We start from the raw sequence: 18552 nt of genomic DNA on the forward strand, positions 1-18552 counted from the left end.
AGCGCTAGCGCACGCGCGCTAGCGTTTCGGCTGCGTCCTTGTATCTTTCGCGCATGGTCGGCTTCGACAACTTGCCCGTGGCGGTTCGTGGCATCGGTTCATTCTCAATCACGACGTAGCGTGGTACCTTGAAGTCGGCGAGGCGTTCGTTGCAATGGTCGATAAGTGCCGGCACGTGGATGTCCGTCTTCGCATAAACAACCGCCATTGGCGTTTCACCGAACTTCTTGTCCTTCGCCGCTATCACCATGACTTCTTCCACACCCTCGAATGACAGAACGGCGCGTTCAACCTCTGCAGCCGAAATGTTAAGTCCGCCAGAAATGATGATGTCCTTCATACGGTCGACGAATGTCAGCAAGCCCTGCTCGTCCAGCACCCCCAGGTCACCTGAATGCAGCCAACCATCCTTGAGCGTTTCAGCCGTCGCCTCGGGATTGTTCCAGTAACCGACCATCGTGCCCGGCCCACGCATCAGGATCTGACCGACTTCGCCCGGCGGAAGGAATTTTCCGTCACCGTCAATAATTGCCAAGTCCGTGAATATGCCACCTCGGCCACACTTTTCAGGGAATTTCGCCGCAAGGTCTGGAGGCATGATCGTCGCATTCCCTCCCGCTTCTGTCTGGCCATATATTTGTTGCAGGGTAATACCTTTGGCCATCCATCGGTCCTGCAACGCCTTACTCACCGCAGCCCCGCCAGTCGTGGCGACGCGGATCGCAGAAAGGTCGGCATCTGCAAATTTCGGGCAATCGGCAATGCGCTCGAAGAACAGTGGCACGGCCCCGAAACCATTTATCCGTTCACGCACGAGAATATCGAGGAACACTTCGGGATCGAATGCCGATTCAAAGAACAGGGCGCAGCCAAGCGTTGAATAGTGAATGAGCTGCACGAAACCGGCCGAGGTGCTGAGCGGCGCCGGAACGATTACCCGCGCCCCCTTGGTGCATTGCGGCGTCTCCAATGCCCACCCTGCCGCATACGTCGTCATGGTCCGGTTGGTGAACACGACGCCTTTCGGCTTGGCCGTTGATCCGCTGGTCGCGATAATCACGACCGGATCGTCGGGCTGTGTCAGACGGTCCACCGGGTTCCGCGCACCCTCCGCGAATTTACGAATATCTTCCAGAATCCGAACATTTGCGCCAGTTCCGGAAACCTGCGCAAGGCGCTCCTTGTCCGCAAACACGAGGCGGGGCGATGTATCCTCGACGAGTTCGGTGAGCTCGTGGGGCGTATACCGCATATTGAGCGGCGAAACGATCGCACCCGCTCGCAAGATGCCATGGATCAGTGCGCAATACTCCAGCGAGTTCGCTGCGCAGACCCCCACCCGGTCACCTCTTTCCACGCCTTCTGCGACAAGAAAATTGGCAATCCGCTCGGACCAATCGCGCAGCTGTCGGTAGGCGATACGGTCCTCTCCGAATGCCAAGGCCAGTTGGTCTGGCGTATTCTCCGCCCACCAGTTGATCGCACTACTGATCGTTTGCAAATTGCTCTCCCTCTTCGGCGCTGCTTCTACCGGCAGCGTCTCATGGTCTGTTGATGGTAAGTATCCCTGATTGCAGCTGATCCGCCATTTCAGCAGGACCGCGCAGCATTTTGTCGATGCATCAGCAAAGCCGCACTCTCAGCGTATATCAAAGGTATCGTTCGAGGATGTTGTAGTAGAGCGGGATTGTCTCCTCGAGGCCACAATAGACAACATCTTTCAGGGCCCCAGTGCTGAGGCCCTCCTGTGAAATTTGCGCAGCCCGAAAATCTTCGCCGCCGAATACGCTTAGCACCATTTCGTAGGAGCGCTTGTACAGTTCCGCAGCCTTTTCATTGTCAGGTCCAGTCCGCGTCAACATTAAGTAGTCGACGATTGTCCGGTCCGGCCCTTTCGGCATGATGAACATCACGCTGATATAATACGGGCTGGTGACAATCACGGTGTTCGGAAAAACGAGATAGGCGTGCGTCACGGACTTGTGGATGTTTTCGCCTTCAATATCGAGGCAATCCGGCGTGAAGTTCACCTTGCCGGAAATCTGCCGGATATTGTGCCCCAGAACGTCTGTGACGTTCGGAACATCGGCGAACAAAGGCCCCACAGTGCGCGAGTGCAACCGCTGCACATGGTAACCCTCAAGGAAGGGCTCCTGCACGAGTTTCCAATTTGCCTTCAGGTCGAACGTTTTCCGACCGTACACATGCATCCGGGGCATATCGAATGCGTCAAGGTCAGCAGCCAGAAGATCATCCATATTGGAGAAATCCGGCTCGGCATTCCTGTCCAGCATTACCCAGATCAGGCCCCCGGCCTCTCGACAAGCCAGTTCCGCCAGTCCGCGCTTCGACTTGTCGAAATCTTTAATCGTCTCTTCCCTCGGCACGGCAACAAGCCGCCCATCCAGCGCGAAGGTCCAGGCGTGGTAGGGACAAGTCAGCTTGTTGGCCTTGTGCGTTTCACAATCCTCGATCAGCTTCGAGCCTTTGTGCATGCAGGCGTTGAGGAAGGCATGGACTTTGCCTTCCTTGTCTCGCGTCAACAGGAGCGGAACACCATAGCCATCATGCGCTATCACGCTACCCGGCTTCGGCAACAGCGATGACACCGTCACCGGGACGGCAAAGCGGCGAAACACGTTCTTCTGTTCCAGGTCATAGTGGGCCTGGTCCAGGAAGATCGAGGCGGGCCGCGACGCGTCAATTGCGTTCGGCCTGGCCTTGTCATGCGGTTGAATTTTTCGGATCGCCGTGATCTGGCTTTCGCTCAGGTCGTTGATCGTCTGCACACGCTCAAGGCCCGTGCTAACCGCCTGTTCCTTGCCGACCGGTTTCGCACCGTCGCGCGTATCAATAAGATTTATGACCGTCTCCTCGCCCCGTCCTGATGGCCGGCTGTGTTCTATAAATCTATTATCATTAGGTTTATAGAAATCGACGTAGTTGTCAATCGGGACAGGCAGGTTCCGGACCTGTAGATGATCGGGCCATCCGATAGCAACCTACCAGCGATCATCCCAAACTCAGCCGCTCATTTTACGAACTTTCACAGCAGCATATGGCGCTTCAAGACCTGTAAACCTGAAATTTCCGAGGATACCGGGCAGGCAATTTTTTTATTAATTCCCGAGATAAGAAATATTGACATGGGTGGAGGCCTGCTTACTAATGATCGTGAGGAGGCGAGGCACATCGCCCCACCATTTGGGAGGAAAAAATGGCTTCACGTCTTTTGGCGACTGCGTCGGCAGTTGCATTCGTTACAATCGGCATCCCCGCAACTGCGTTTGCTCAATCCACTACAAATACGCCTGACGACGCGGTTGCAGTCGACGTTAGTGCAGACGAAGACGACGCAAGGGGCAGAACGCTCGACAAGGTGATCGTCACGTCAACGCGCCGGGAAGAAAGCCTTCAGGACGTACCGCTCAGCGTTACCGCATTCCAGCAGGAGACGCTGACGGAAAAGGGTATCGTCAGCTACGACGGGCTCGCTCGGGAAACACCCGGCGTGGTTTTGAACCAGCCAACCGCGAACTTCAACAACTTCACGTCTCGCGGCATTTCAACCAACGGCTACGGCGCTAACCTGCAAGCCGCTACCGCGATCTACATTGACGAATTGCCGATCTCGGCCAACGGGAACTCGACCATTCTGGACCCGACTCTTTATGATGTAGAACGCGTGGAAGTTCTGCGTGGTCCACAGGGCACGCTCTTCGGCGCAAACTCACTTGCAGGTGCGGTACGGATACTGACGAAGAAGCCAAACACGAAGGAATTTGAAGCGTCCGCCCTTGTAGATCTTGGTCTGACCGACGGTGACGCACTGCGCCAGCGCTACAATGGCATGGTCAACATCCCGCTGATCGACGATGAGATGGGACTTCGGATCGTCGGCTTTTACCGCGACGAGGATGGATGGGTCGACAATCTGGGAACGGGCGTGGAAGGCTCGAATGCGCTGACCTCAGAGGGCGGGCGCGTCACCCTTCGCTGGGAACCAATCGCTCCCCTCGATCTCCAATTGATGGTTGTCCACGAAAACAGCAAGCCGGAAGATTCCGGACTGATCAATCCGGACCGGGGTGAGTTTGTCCGGTTTACAGACCGGCCAGACCTCTTCCAGTCTGACTTTACGAGCTATAACTTCTCGCTCGACTACGATCTCGGGTTTGCAAACCTGACCAGCTCCTCCACCTATTCCGACATCGCCGGCAACTTCATCGTCGATCTTGCTGGCACGTTTGGCCAGGCAATTCCGTTCGGTTTGGATGCCGTCGGGTATGACGACATCTTCGTCCAGGAACTTCGTCTCGCTTCCACTGATGGTGGCAGCTGGGACTGGATCGTCGGCGGGTTTTACTTCAACAAGCGCCGCGACGTTGTCTTCGAATACCGCTCGTCACAGGCCTTTCTGGACGCTCGCGGCCTGACAGGGCTTCCAGACGAGTATTACCAGCGCTTCTCCAACTACACCGACTCGTTCGAAACGGCTGTGTTTGGTGAACTGACGCACCGGTTCTCCGATCAATTCTGGGTCACGGGCGGTCTTCGCTACACAGATACTTCCGTACAAAGCTTTACCAATGATGGCGGCTATAACAGTAACTACCTTGGCGCCGCACTGGGCGGTTTCTCGAACATACCGCTGACAGTCGTGCCAATCGTGGCCGCCGAAGGGCTTAAGGTCGATGCCGACAAACTGTCCTACAAGCTCAGCGCCTCGTACAAGCCGGTCGACAACCTGACGACCTATGGATCGATTTCGACAGGTTTCCGCTCGCCTGTTGCGAACGCCCGCGCAGGTCTCGCCAGTGCGATCGACCCCACTGACCTCATCATTCCGGAAGGAGCAGAATCAGATACGCTCACCAATTATGAAGTCGGCCTCAAGGGCTATTGGTACGATGGCAAGCTGGTTGCAAACGTGGCTGCCTACTACATCGTCTGGGAAGACATTCAGGTGCAGGCCAACCGCCTGTCCGACTCGATTCAATTCGCCACCAATATCGGCGAAGCAATCAGCCAGGGCCTTGAGTTCGAGATATCGGCATTTCCCGACGACCATTGGAGCTTGTTCCTGAGCGGTTCGCTCAACAATACCGAAGTCACCGAGCTTACAGCCTCCGAGGCCGCCATTTCCGGTGCCGCGGAAGGTATCCAGCTTTCCTTCCCTGAATTCCAGGGTGCGGCGACTGTCCGGTATGATTTTGATTTGGGATCTTTCGAAGATTCGTTCGTATCAGGAACTATCGCTCATGTTGGTAAATTCCCCGGACTGTTCCCGAACGTTCCTGGCAATCCCAGCCTGACCAACCCCACCTATGACTATACCGAAGCCTTCACCACGGTTAGTTTTCTGGCCGGGATTAAGCGCAACAACTGGAAGCTAACCGGGTATGTGGAGAACGCGTTCGACGACAAATCGATCACCTACGTACATCCGGAGGCTTTCCTGGATGGCCGTTATGCCCGCCTTCGCCCACGCACCGTTGGCGTCCGATTGGACTTTCAATACTGATCGAGATTGTTGATTTCTGAATGAACTTGCGCCGCTACCCCTATGATCACTAGAGGTAGCGGCGTTTTTTCAGCCGGGTATTGCAAAAAAACTCACATGCACAGGTGACACAATGCGAATAAACGCTCCACACGTCTCAAACCCTTCCAAAACAAGGCGTGGCCGCAAGTCATCATTGCACGTTTCCGCGTTCGCCCTTTTGGCGGCCGGCCTCACCGCATGCGGACCTTCGGGTCAAGGGGACACATCGCAAGCGGCTCCTTCGGCCCAGGTTTCGCCGATAGTCGAAACGTCAAACGGCCCCGTCATCGGCGTTCACGAAGCGGCTCTCGAAGTCTTCAAAGGCATTCCCTATGCTGCAGCCCCGGCAGGCGACCGCCGCTGGAAGGCCCCCGCTCCCGTTGAACCATGGAGCGAGGCAAGAGAGGCGACGACATTTGGGCCGAGTTGTGTTCAGCCACCCGTACCGCCAACCAGTGTCTATAATGATCCGCCCGCCTCAACGTCTGAAGATTGCCTGAGCCTCAATGTCTGGTCCCCGTCGGATGCCGTCAATGCACCCGTGATCGTCTGGATTCACGGCGGGTCCCTGCGCATCGGGAGCAGCGAATTGCCAACCTATGACGGCACCAAGCTGGCTGAACGGGGCATCGTTGTTGTTTCCGTGAATTACCGCCTCGGCATTCTCGGCTGGATGGCTCATCCGGAGCTCAGCGCAGAATCTCCGGAAGGTGTTTCCGGCAACTATGGATTGCTCGACCAAATTGCTGCGCTTGATTGGGTGCAGGAGAATATCGCTTCGTTCGGCGGAAACCCCGAGAATGTCACCATCATGGGCGAATCGGCCGGTGCCCTCAGCGTGGCCTATCTATTGACCAGCCCGGCTGCGGATGGCCTTTACGACAAAGCCATCATGCAAAGTGTCGGCAGCCGCGCATTCCCGGCACTGGACGAGACGGTCTATGGCCTTCCATCCGCCGAATCCAAGGGTGAGACCCTTCTGGGCAAGCTTGGCATCGATACGATTGAGGCTGCGCGGCAGGCTGATCCGCAAGAGCTCATCAATCAGTCAACGCTGCAGCGGTTCAGTGCAGAAGGAACAATTGACGGGCTCTATTTGCCTGAGCAACTCATTGAGGCGTTCGACAAGGGCAATCACCAAAAGGTTCCGATAATGTCGGGCTTCAACAGCGGGGAGGGCCGCACCTATACAGCATTGCTTCCCGCTTTGCCGGAGTCCCAGGAAGCTTATGTGACTGCGCTCCAAACACGCTATCCGGATATGTGGGAAGACATCGTCACAGTGTACCCGGCCGACGATATCAAGGAATCCATTCTCGGCATGTTCCGGGACGGAGTGTTCGGTTGGGCCGGCGAGCGGTTCGTGAGGAAGATGACAGACGCGGCTCAACCTGCATTCTTCTATGTTTTCGATTACTGCTATCCGTCTGCCCGTGAGGCCGACCTTTGCGCCTTCCACGGGAGCGAGGTTCCTTACGTTTTCGGCACGCTGGAGGCAGAGCAGCTTCCTGCCGTCTGGCCGACACCTGACGGAACAGGGGATGCAGAGCTGTCGAGTACATTGATAGACTATTGGACATCATTCGCCGCGACTGGGCAGCCAAAGAGCGCCAACGGCCCCGAATGGTTGCCCTATGGGTCAGAAGAGAACTATCTCCACATCGGGGAAACACCGGTGGCAGAAACCAATCCCTATCCCGGGATGTTCGAAGTTCATGAGACCCTGGTCCAGAATCTGCGTGCCGACGACGAGGCATGGTTCTTCAATATCGAAGTTCCAACGAGATCTGAGGACTGACGCCGGTCAAGCGATGCTCGCGCGCGACCGCAAGCGATTTATCAGTCTTTGGCGACCTTGTTGGGCGCGACATAGGTCACATCCGTTTCGTACAGTTCTTGCCAGTTTTCCGGCGGCAGGGGTAGCGCACGGCTATCCTCGCCGTGTTCTGTTGAGAAGGCTGCCTGCGGCGTATCCGACCTAACCTGTTCCAGCCAGAATACCCCGTCAAACTTACCACTATTGCCGCGTGTGGAGATCAGGTCGGCATCCCCATCGCCATCGATGTCGCGAGCGATGAATCCGTCATACATGCCGCGCACACGGCGGGAGATATCATGGCGCAGCCAGGCGGCTTTTGAATCGCCGGTATTCTCGAACCACGCTATCCGCCCCACTGTCGAAGCGGCGCTCACGCGAGGGTCGTCATCGTCTCGCGACGCACCCGAATAGCCACCTGCCAATATATTGAGACCGGAATACCCGCCTGTCACAGCATCTAGATCACCATCGCCATCGATGTCGACAAGAGCAATACCCGCGACGATATCCGGAAGGGTGTCCCCAATACGGTAATATGTCCACGGATCTTCGAGGCTTTCAGGTTGCCTGAGCCAACCCAATCCACCGAAGACGGCAGCGCTGCCCACGGCGCCCGATGTCTCGGTGACGCTGACGACCAGGTCCTTCCGTCCATCTCCGTCCATATCAGCGAACGCCGACTGAAAGGCGTTTGACCGCCCACGCCAGTCTTCCGGCGCGTCAAACCCCGGCTCGATTCTGATCGGATGAGGACGTATGACAACTCCAGCGTCGGACGTCGCGTCGACCAGCTCCAGAAGGGTCATCGTCTGATGTATGCGCGCGGCTGCGAGAACATCGAGATCACCGTCATTGTCGATATCCACCGGCATCGCCGTGTTTGGTACAACCTCCCGCGAAAGCACCTGCTCCTTCCAACTGCCCTCGGTCAGAGGATCGCCTTCTAACGTGAACAGAGAGGTCGGAAGCCCTTCAGAGATTGGCTGCGACGGATCAATAATGTCTGACGTACCCTTGTTCGCGGCAAGGACATCCATCTGTCCATCCTGATCCACATCCGCAATGAAGGCTCTGAGCCACGAGCCACGCTGTTGTGTGACTACCGGGATAAAGCGAGGCCAATCCTGCACGCGCGCGCCGTCACCCGGATTCTGGAAATAAACCAGATGGGCCTCTTCACACGCAGCAACGAGGTCTGGCCACCCATCTCCATTAAGGTCGCCGATCGCCACATCTTCTATCGCCGCAACTTCGTCCCCCTCCCCGATCGTAACCAGCTCCCATGCGTCCGGACGTCCTGTCCCGAAGGCGACACGCAGGTGATTGGAATCCTCGTGGACCGAAACGATGTCGAAGATCCCGTCAAGATCGATATCGCTCACGGCAAGACCATCACCACCGCGGATCGGAACGCCGCCATTGACCATTTCGTCATCGATCCGGTGCTCGCGCCATGAGATGTACCGACCATCGGGTGCTTGGGCGTCCGTCGGTGTATCGGCAACGGTGACAGTCCCGCCGCCCACTTTGGATGTCTCGGGAATGGTGACGTGATTGCACGCGCTGGCGAGCAGAACTGCGGGCCAAACTCCATAGACTAGTCGACGCATGCCGTATGCCCTTCCGCTGGATTGTGAGTCATTGCCCGGCCTTTAAAATGTCTTCACGCACAGTCCGCGCCGCCAGCAAGTAGAACAATGCGGCCGCAACTGACGTGCAGACGCCGCCAACGAGCATCGCCTTGCCCAACGGCCCCTCGATGCCCGCACCAGCAAAAGCATCGCTGAGCATGCCAACGAAGAGCGGTCCGAGACCAAGACCAATCAGGTTCAAAACGAAGAACAGGACAGCAGAGGTCAACGCCCGCATGCGGGCTGTGACCAGGTTATGCGAAACTGCCAGCACGGCGCCGAGATAGGCCGCCGTCAGGAAGTTGAAAGGCGCAGTGAGGATCAGCGCAAGATAAAGCGACTGGGTGGTAAGGGCGACCGCAAGCACGGGTACGACGAGAACCACAAGTGCCGCCGGCAGCCATAGATACCAGCGAACATCCTTGACGCCCAACCGATCGGCGAACCAGCCCCCCAGGAATGAGCCGACGCCGCCGCCGATTCCGGACGTCAGCGCCATCCAGGCGCCAACCAGGGTGAGATTGGTCTCGAACGAGCGCAGGAAATAGGAGGGAAACCAGTTCCCGACGCCATAGATGATGAAGGCTTGCATGCTCGCGCCCAGCGCAATGAAGCGGAATGAGCGCCGGGTCCAGAGCACCCGCAACACCTTTGAAAGCGGTGGTGCTGGTGCGGCGCCTTCAGCGCTGTTTTCCGACCATCCCCGAATGGGCTCGCGGACGGTCAGCCGAACGATGAGCGCCAGCAGAACACCCGGAACACCGACGACGAAAAATGCGAGCCTCCACCCGAAAGTGTCCGCAATCCAGCCGCCCAAGGCAAAGCCGATCAGTATCCCGATGTAGATACCCACCGAGTAGACCGAAAGGGCGGAGGCGCGGCTCTTTTTGCTGAATATGTCGGAAATCATGGAATGGGCAGGCGGGCTTCCGCCAGCCTCTCCCACGCCCACGCCGATGCGGGCCAGTAACAGGTGAGTATAGTTTGCCGCCAGACCGCTTGCCGCCGTCATCACGCTCCAGACCGTCAGGGCAATCGAGATCACATCCCGGCGGACACCCTTGTCAGCCCAACGCGCAATCGGTAGCCCGCAAACGACATAGAAAAGGGCAAAGGCAAAACCGGTCAGCAGACCGAGCTGCGAATCTGACAGGCCGAGCTCTTCCTTGATCGGTTCCTGTAAAATGACCAGCAGTTGCCGGTCAACGAAGTTGAATACATAGACGACCGTCAGGACGAAGAGGACATAGTAGCGATAGAGACCGCTTGTGTAGGGTGTCTCCTGACTTGAGGAGCCAGATTCGGAAGTCTTCTGCCCGGAGTCAGCCTGGGCGACCGTATTTGTCATTCTGATTGTTCCCTGATCCTTTTTCGGTCAACCGACAGGTAGAATGCGCCTGGCACTTGCGCCTCCAGTCCGAGCCTGCTGTTACAGTGCATCAATTGGGTACAGTTCCAGCGGGTGGTCGGCGCGGCACTTCTTATAAATGCCTCGCCAACTGGAACTGTGTCTCAGTTTGAACTTAGTGGTTGACCATTTATTTCCTCCGAAGAGAATATTCTCACGAGAGTGAATTAAGTCAAACGAATTCGCATCCTTTCGGTCAGTCTGACCGGGTGGATGCGACCGCAGAATGGGATCGAGACGGCATGGATGGAGACAGTCTGATGAAGCGACCACGGAGGCAAGCAGACAGGCGCCGGGATTCTATGGTTCTGATCCTTGACTGTGCCGAAGCGGAGTTCGCGCGGCGCGGTTATGATGGAACGACGCTGGCGGCAGTCGCCAAGAGCGCCGGCATCGATAGCGCATTGATGCGGTACTATTACAACAACAAGCAGACTCTGTTCATAGCCGTCGTCAAACGGAGATCGGAGCCATCGAACCGGCATCGCCAGAAGGCCATGGCCGCCTATCGCGAACAGGCCGGGGACGCGATGACGCTGGAAGGAATTATCGATGCCTTCACCCGGCCGGCATTCGAACTTGGCGCAAGCGACGAGGGATGGCGCAGCTATGCTGCGATCATCACGTTTGTTGCCGGCTCACGCGGTTGGATGCGCGATCTTATGAACGAGATGTTCGACCATGTTTCCCGCGAACTGATCGCGGACATGAAACGTATCATGCCGAATGCACAGGAAGACGATATCTATTGGGCCTATCACTTCATGACGGCGGCCTACACATTCTCGATCGGTGGAACAGAACGTATTGATGTGCTGTCAAGCGGCCGGGTCTCTTCCAGTGATTTCGACGCTCTTGCACGCCGCCTGCCTATTGTAGTGGCCGCAGGTATCCGGGCCATGGTCGATCGCGGGGACGAGATCCAAACGCGCCCCTTCAACCCGCTGCCTCCAGGGGCTCTGGCTTCAGAATTCATTTACGACGACTAATGAGTCTGTGCGCCTCGTAAAAGTGAAGGCCACAACTATTGCTGCCAGACAAAAGCGAACCAGACTCCACTGTTCGCGGCACAGCAGGTCCTGAGCGACGAGAAGCTCGCGCCATTCGCCAAGGACGGCCTCATTCACCACGGATTGAATGGAGAATCCCAAAAAGAAACGGCCGCGATCAAAATGGATCGCGGCCGCCGGTGCCCAGGGGAGGAAACGCTTGCCGGTTCTAGAACCGGTAGCTCAGTGAGGCACCGTAAGTTCGCGGCATACCGGCAAAGCGCAGCACGACGTTGGCATTGGAGGTAATCTGCTGCCAATAATACTCGTCGGTCAGGTTCTTGCCCCAGACCGATAGCTCCCAGTTGTCATCGAGGGAGTAGATGCCAATCGAACCATTCAGCAGGCCATAGGAGTCGATGTCGTAGAACGGATCATCCGGCTGGCCGGCCGTGGAATCGCTCTGCCAACGGCCGCTGAGCGCTGCACGCAGGCCAAGTTCAGGCGTGACAGGGCGGTCGTAGAGGAGTGACAGGCTGATGGCTGTTTCCGGGCTGTAGAGGAATGGGTCGCCCTGACGGTTGGTCGGCAATCCGAAACTGTCAACCGTATCGAAGTCGCCGATTTCCGTGTGCAGCAAAGTGAGGCCGCCAACTGCGGTCAATTCCTCACTCAGCAGGTAGGTGACTTCAGCATCCAGACCGTAGGCTTCGGCTGTTGGCACGTTCTGCAAGCGCGAAAGAGCTTTGTAGATCGGGTCAGGGAAGAAGGCCGCTATCTGCTTGTCCTGATAGTCATAGTAGAACAGCGCCGCGTTGGCTTGCATCCGCTGGTCGAACAGGCTGGCTTTCACGCCCAGCTCGTAAGCGAGCAGGCTTTCCTGGGTGGCGGGTGCATTCTGCTCGGACTTAGAGGCAGCGTTGACGGGAGTCGACGCGGATTTGTAGCCTTGCGTCACCGATGCGAAGAGGACGAGATTGTCCTGTGGCGTCCAGTTGCCCACAACGCGCCAGGAGACATTGTCCTCGTCCGTTTTCGAGGTCACAGGCCCGAAGGAATTTGTGGCCAGGTCATAGGTGTTACAAGCATTCTCCAGCAGCGGCGCAGCAGGTGGCGACGCGTAGATCAGCGAAAAATAGGTGCGGTTGAACACGTTGACGTTCGGCTGCATCGAGCCATTCACGTCACCCGAGCAGCCGACATAATCCTGGCTGTCGTCAGTGTAGCGAATCCCGGTCGTCAGACTGAATTCCGGCGTCAGCTGCCAGTCGGCATTGGCAAACACGCTCCAGGTCGTGGTTTCGAATTCGCCAATATCGTAATAGGTCTGGAACGAATTCAGCAACTCCAGCACGGTGTAGGGAACACCGGTTTCTGGATCGACATTGAGCGGCGAGCCAGCGAGAGAGGCCGCAACCGTGCTCACGAAGTTTGAGTTGGCGTTGTCCGGCAGGAGCGTGCGGTTGGAGTCGGTTGCTTCATCCTTGCCGTAATAGGCGCCAACGAGCCAGTTGGCCTTTCCTGTCTCGCCTTCGAGGCGGAGTTCCTGGCTGAAGGATTTGATCTCGCCGTCGATGTCCTGGAGCAGGATCGCAAATGGCGCCCCCGACCAGTCCAGCAGGGCTTCACGTTCGAGCTTGTTGTAACCCGTCAGCGAGACAAGGTTCATGCCATTGCTGAAGCCGTAGCGAACGCCCAGTTTCAGGGCATCGAATTTCGAGTCTTCTTCCAGCGGTCCGTTCACACCATTGACCCCGATACCGTCAGTCGTCCGGGCATAGTTCGGCGCCCAGTCGGTCTGCTCGGCGCTGGTCGGAAAGTTGTTGTTGATGAAAGATACAAGGCTGAGACCAGTCACCGGGTCAACAGCGTTGAATAGAGATGTAGTGGACGGACCGGTCGTGCCCGGAACGGTGAAGGTCGGGTCAGTGTTTGGCGTCAGTCCGATCGCTTGTCCGCCAATCGTATCGGACTTGTTGCGCCAGCCATTGTAGGAAACGTCGATGTCGAGGTTTTCAGCTGGCTGGAGTGCGAGCGCAGCGCGAAAGCCAAGCTTGTCCTTGGTGCCGCGGTCGTCTCCGCGTGTAATTGATTCCTGCCAGCCCTCGTCGGTGTTCTCGCTGCGGATCGCAAAGCGGGCCTGCGCCTTGTCCGACAGCGGCAGGTTGATCATGCCTTCAAGATTCCAGGTGTCATAGTTGCCGACATCGGCTGTCACCTGCGCTTCAAATTCGTCGGACGGCTTGTTGGTGACCATGTTTATGAGGCCTGCCGTCGTGTTGCGGCCAAAAAGGGTACCTTGCGGACCTTTCAATACCTCGATGCGCGAGACGTCGAACACTGGGCCGGAATTCATGAATGGAAAGGGATAGGCGACTTCGTCAACATAGGTGCCGACGGTCGATGTTGCAGACAGGTTGATCGTATTGAAGCCAATGCCGCGCAACGTGTAGGTCGGCACACCCTGGTAGCTTTGCGAAACGGAGAAGCTCGGCACGACGGACTGCAGGTCGTCGACGCTATCGACGCGCAGGGCATCCAGCGTATCTTCACCAAAGGCCTGGATGCTCATCGGGACTTCATTGATGGATTCTTCGCGGCGCTGGGCCGTCACGACGATGGAGCCGAGCTTGAGCGAGCTGTCGGCAGCAGTTGCCTCTTCGGCCTCCTGCGCGACAGTCGGCATTTGGGATGCGAGCGCGAAAAGCGAAGCACCCAACAGGGCAAAACGGCGGATTCGGGGCGTGGGTCTCATTAGAATATCTCCTCCCGGCAGCGTCCTCTGGATGGGACCTGTCCAATGAAGGCGACATTTAGAAATCAGCCCTGCAGAAACAAGCTATCGGAAGTGACAGGGTGGGGTCAGAGACCCAGCACCAGTTTTGCCATGATGTTGCGCTGAACCTCGTTCGATCCGCCATAGATCGAACCAGCCCGGTTATTGAGATAGCGGGGCATCAGGGTGAGCAGGTTGGCCGGACCGATTGGGTCGGCATTGGTGTCCGGTTGGCGCGCCTCGATCTGCTCCACTCCGGCATAGGCCCCGCCGAGCTCGATTCCGAGCGTATCGATCCGCTGCATCATCTCGGTGCGCTGGACTTTTAGCATGGATGCAGCCGGTCCGGGGTTGGAGCCGCTCGACAGCGCGGATGAGACTCTCTGCTCGGTGATTTTGATCGCTTCGAGTCCGATCTCCGCCGTCGCAAGATGGTTGGCAAATCCCGGGTCGGCCTCCAGCAGGCCGTCGCGCGTCGCCATCGACCGGATACGCGCCACGCTGGCTTCGAGGCCAGCCGACGAGCCGCCTCCCCTTTCGAATTCGAGCAGGTATTTCGCCACGGTCCAGCCATTGTTTTCGGCACCGAGGCGCCCCGCCTGCGGCACCCGTACATCATCAAAGAAGACCTGGTTGACCTCATGCTCTCCGGCGAGGGTGATGATCGGCTCCACCTTTATGCCCGGCAGGCTCATGTCGAGCAGCAGAAACGTGATGCCCTCCTGCGGCTTGCCATCAAAGCGCGTGCGCACGAGGCAGAACATGCGGTTGGCCCATTGGGCATGCGTGGTCCAGATCTTGGTTCCGTTCAGGACGTAATCTTCTCCATCGGCCACCGCCTTGAGGCCAAGGCTTGCGAGGTCCGAACCCGAGTTTGGTTCGGAATAGCCCTGGCACCAATAATCCTCACCCGAGAGGATGCGCGGAAGATAGTGAGCTTTCTGTTCGGGTGTTCCATGCCCGATTATGCAGGGCCCGACCATGTTGAGGCCCATCGGCGCAAGCGACGGCGCGCCCGCGCGGGCGCATTCCGAGGCGAAAATGTAACGCTGCATCTCGCTCCATCCGGTACCGCCGTATTCGACCGGCCAGCCCGGCGCCACCCATCCGCGCGCATGCAGTATCTTCTGCCAAGGCAAGCTGAATTGCGGCTCGATAAAGACGCTGGTGGTCAATCCTCCGGCATGTGCCAATTCTTTGCTCAAGTTGTCGCTGAGGAACGCTCGCACCTCATCTCGAAAAGCACTATCTTCTGGACTGAGATCGAGATTCATTTTTTGCCTCCGAGCTTGCATGACGCCGGTGTCACGCACCACCAGCGGGGCACACTGGCAGGTCAAAGTGCGGTCAGGCAACCTGCTCAATTCGATAGGGTCAAAATTATTGACGGATTCAACTAACATGGAGGAAGGCTCGAACCATGAGGGCCGGTTGGTCATGGACCTCGCCCGCGACGTGGCGGCTGCCGGCGAAGCGATGGGCTTGCCTTACATCGCCGTCAGCGCCGATATAGGCAGCCCCGAACCCATGTGCGATGTGTCAGGCCAACCGCTCGCCGAGACGCTGTTCCGCTGGATCGATCCGAGCTTAACTTATTGGAAGGATCGCGCCTTCGCCCTGAGGTCCGGATTCGTTCGCGGTGCCCGCACCTGCGCCGAACCGTTCTATTTCTCGAAAGGCAAGATTGGTAGCTGGCGGCATGTCACCGCTCTCGAAGGCCTGGCCGAGACGATGAATACCGATGCATTCGATATCGGGGGCGCAATCATATCGCCCTGCCACCTGCCATCTGGAGTCATCGGTGCCATCGTTTGGGCCACCCCGGACCGGACCCTGAACGTGGCAGACATTTTTCACGCGCGGGCCGGCGAACTGCACATCCTGACACTGAAACTCATGGCGACCTATCACGACTTCAAGGGCGCGAGCCCCACCGATCTGGCGGTTGCGCTAACGCGGCGCGAGATCCAGTGCCTCAAATGGGCGGCGGCTGGCAAAACCGATCACGAGATCGCAACCATTATCGGTATTTCGCAACCTACGGTGCGGTTCCACTTCACCAATTCAAGCCGTAAGCTCGGCGTCTCGGGCCGCTCCCAGTCCGTGCACCGCGCAACTACGCTCGGCTATATTGGCGGGAGTTCGGTCTGAGGGCCATTTTTCCTAAAAAAGAAAATGCTGGCGTATACTGCCTCCAGCCTAGCGCCCCTGAGAATATCCACGCCCTTAGAACCACTCGTGGACCCCTCAAACAACCTAGATAGTTGACGCAGTTTTCCATACCGGGACGCGTTTTGGTGATGGAAGTCGAGGTGAAATAGCCGATGGACTGGCAGCACGTATCCTCGCCGATGGCGCTTGCGGAAACCGTGGACGATCAGCAGCAGCACATTTTCTAGGAAAAGCTTCGGTTCGAAGCCCCTGATTTGGACAAACTTCTCACGACCCATTTGGTATGACATCAAGAGGTCCGAGGCTCCATGCAAACATCCGCCCCGAAGGACAATGTCTCTTGGTTCGATCACTGTCTCTTGGTTCGATCACTTTCATCACTGCCAACCGACCGGATGATCTCTGGCGAAGCCTTTAGAGAGCGAAACAGGTTCGTGCTCGCATTGTCAGGTTGAACACCCCTGCCCTGCGTCTCAAGGCAGTTTGCCCTGACACCACGCCTTCTGCTGTCTTACCGAAATTTTGTTAGCGTTCTCACTTTTAATAATACCCCTGTGCTGTCAAACTGCCTTTTCGATTTAATTTTCTTAAAGCTGGGATTCGAACAGCTGATCGATGCGGAAAGAAAAGCCTGGGAGGACCATCACATTGTCCATCAGCTACGCTAACCGTCGCGACGCGCTAACTCTACTCGCTGGCGCAGGCGCGCTGCCTCTGGCCGGAGCTTGCGCGAATGCGCAAACACAGGCCGGCGCAGCATCACTGTCTGAGGGGACCGCGCCTGTCGCTGTCGGGAAACCGATGCCCGGCGGAGTAATACTCCCCAGTTCGCCACCGCCCAGACCGGCCAATGACTCGGTCGGCTTCGCTATCGTCGGACTCGGAGGATATGCACTGAATCAAATGATGCCGTCATTCCATGGCGCGCGCCGTTCTCATGTCGCAGCACTCGTTTCTGGAAACCCCGAAAAGCGCGCCCGGGTCGCAGCCGCCTATGGTGTCAGCGATGATGCCTGTTTCGATTATGATTCTTTCGACGAAATGATGTCGGACAACCGTATCGACGCTATTTACATCGTTCTCCCAAGCGGTCTGCATGCAAACTATGTCGAACGCGCCTTCGCGGCAGGCAAACATGTCTTGTGCGAAAAGCCGATGGCCCTGACGAGCGCCGATTGCGAGCGGATGATCAGCGCTTCGAGGAAGGCAAACCGCAAATTGATGATCGCCTATCGCTGTCATTTCGAGCCGCACAACCTGCTGGCCATGGAATTGATGCGCGACAAGGCCGTTGGCGATATCCGGCTGGTGAGGGCGAACGAGCAATATGTCATGGGCCCGACAAATCCCGATGAGAACTGGCGGGCGAACCGCTCCCTGGCGGGCTACGGCCCGCTGGAAGACTATGGCATCTACGGATTGCAGTCGGCCCTTTATCTGACGGGAGAAATGCCGACAGCCATCGCAGCGCAGATGACGCAGCCAGCGGGCGATCCGCGTTTTGCGGAGATCGTATCCTCGGTTGGAACGCTCATGAAATTCCCGTCCGGGGCCATGGCTGAACTCTTCACGTCATACGATGCGCGTTCGTCCAATCGCGGCGTGGTACACGGGACCACCGGTACGTTAGAGATGGACCCTGCGACCGGCTATGGCGGCCATGAGTACATTCTCAGGACGACAGGCAAGCGAACGCTCGATGCCGGTGACCCGTCCGTGCAATTTGCAGCCCAGTTCGATCATTTCGCGGATGCCATCCGGGACGGCGTCGAAATCCGGACCCCCGGAGAAATGGGCCTTCGCGACGTCCGGCTTATGGAAGCGATATACCACTCAGCCTTGACCAACAGCCTAGTCCGCCTCAACCCCGACGGAACGATGAAGTCCTGAATGGCAAAAAGAGCATCACTTACCGGTTCGGAGATGCCACTCTCTTGCGCACCCACATTCATTGTTGTTGAGGCAGAACGCCTTGGGTAACGAGAAGGTCTCGTTGTTCGTGAAGCGCGGAGTCTCGCTGCGAATTAAACCGGGCTCTCTCATTGATATATCTCAAGTGACCAAAGTGACTGAACACTGACTAATGGACCGGAACAAATTTCTGGACACTTCGCATGCACCGCGAGCTGGCTGAATTCCAGTGAGGTTCTGAAATAGCGAAACGGCTTTTTTCTCGTTTGCCGAGGCAAAACGGCAGGACCGGTCAGCTCAA

General features: G+C 57.3%; 11 protein-coding genes. 5 read left to right on the forward strand and 6 right to left on the reverse strand.

What is annotated here, in order from left to right:
* Window positions 1-4: 4 nt before the first annotated feature.
* Both AC0L7I_RS13020 and AC0L7I_RS13025 read right to left on the reverse strand, forming a co-directional pair.
* A complete protein-coding gene (locus tag AC0L7I_RS13020; protein ID WP_473396853.1) occupies window positions 5-1501 on the reverse strand; it encodes a class I adenylate-forming enzyme family protein in 1497 nt (498 codons plus the stop codon).
* A gap of 148 nt (window positions 1502-1649) precedes the next feature.
* Window positions 1650-2789: an aromatic ring-hydroxylating oxygenase subunit alpha gene (locus AC0L7I_RS13025; RefSeq protein ID WP_473396854.1), complete on the reverse strand. Its 1140-nt coding sequence runs from the start codon at window positions 2787-2789 to the stop codon at window positions 1650-1652.
* Between the two features lie 428 nt (window positions 2790-3217).
* On the opposite strand from AC0L7I_RS13025, the gene AC0L7I_RS13030 reads away from it, so the two are divergent.
* Entirely contained in the window at window positions 3218-5524 is a 2307-nt protein-coding gene (locus tag AC0L7I_RS13030) for a TonB-dependent receptor (protein WP_473396855.1), read from the forward strand.
* Between the two features lie 175 nt (window positions 5525-5699).
* The gene (locus tag AC0L7I_RS13035) at window positions 5700-7343 is read left to right on the forward strand and encodes a carboxylesterase/lipase family protein (RefSeq protein WP_473396856.1); all 1644 of its coding nucleotides are present in this window, start codon (window positions 5700-5702) and stop codon (window positions 7341-7343) included.
* 41 nt (window positions 7344-7384) lie between these two features.
* Here the strand turns inward: AC0L7I_RS13035 and AC0L7I_RS13040 are convergent, their stop codons facing one another.
* Window positions 7385-8974, reverse strand: coding sequence for an FG-GAP repeat domain-containing protein (locus AC0L7I_RS13040; protein ID WP_473396857.1), 1590 nt, complete (start codon window positions 8972-8974; stop codon window positions 7385-7387).
* 28 nt (window positions 8975-9002) lie between these two features.
* Window positions 9003-10343, reverse strand: a complete 1341-nt coding sequence (locus tag AC0L7I_RS13045; protein ID WP_473396858.1) for a spinster family MFS transporter — start codon at window positions 10341-10343, stop codon at window positions 9003-9005.
* A 362-nt stretch (window positions 10344-10705) separates the two neighbouring features.
* Here AC0L7I_RS13045 and AC0L7I_RS13050 point away from each other — a divergent pair, with 362 nt between their 5' ends.
* Window positions 10706-11392 carry a TetR/AcrR family transcriptional regulator gene (locus AC0L7I_RS13050; RefSeq protein ID WP_473396859.1) on the forward strand — a complete coding sequence of 229 codons (687 nt, stop codon included), beginning with the start codon at window positions 10706-10708 and terminating at the stop codon, window positions 11390-11392.
* Window positions 11393-11621: 229 nt separating this feature from the next.
* Here AC0L7I_RS13050 and AC0L7I_RS13055 read toward each other — a convergent pair whose 3' ends face one another.
* Both AC0L7I_RS13055 and AC0L7I_RS13060 read right to left on the reverse strand, forming a co-directional pair.
* A complete protein-coding gene (locus AC0L7I_RS13055; protein ID WP_473396860.1) occupies window positions 11622-14147 on the reverse strand; it encodes a TonB-dependent receptor in 2526 nt (841 codons plus the stop codon).
* Window positions 14148-14254: 107 nt separating this feature from the next.
* Entirely contained in the window at window positions 14255-15442 is a 1188-nt protein-coding gene (locus AC0L7I_RS13060) for an acyl-CoA dehydrogenase family protein (protein WP_473396861.1), read from the reverse strand.
* Between the two features lie 109 nt (window positions 15443-15551).
* Here AC0L7I_RS13060 and AC0L7I_RS13065 point away from each other — a divergent pair, with 109 nt between their 5' ends.
* Entirely contained in the window at window positions 15552-16319 is a 768-nt protein-coding gene (locus tag AC0L7I_RS13065) for a helix-turn-helix transcriptional regulator (RefSeq protein WP_473396862.1), read from the forward strand.
* Between the two features lie 735 nt (window positions 16320-17054).
* On the forward strand, window positions 17055-18230 hold the full coding sequence (locus AC0L7I_RS13070) for a Gfo/Idh/MocA family protein (RefSeq protein WP_473399156.1): 1176 nt from the start codon (window positions 17055-17057) through the stop codon (window positions 18228-18230).
* Window positions 18231-18552 lie beyond the last annotated feature (322 nt).

The organism is Hyphomonas sp. J20-32, assembly GCF_055808555.1.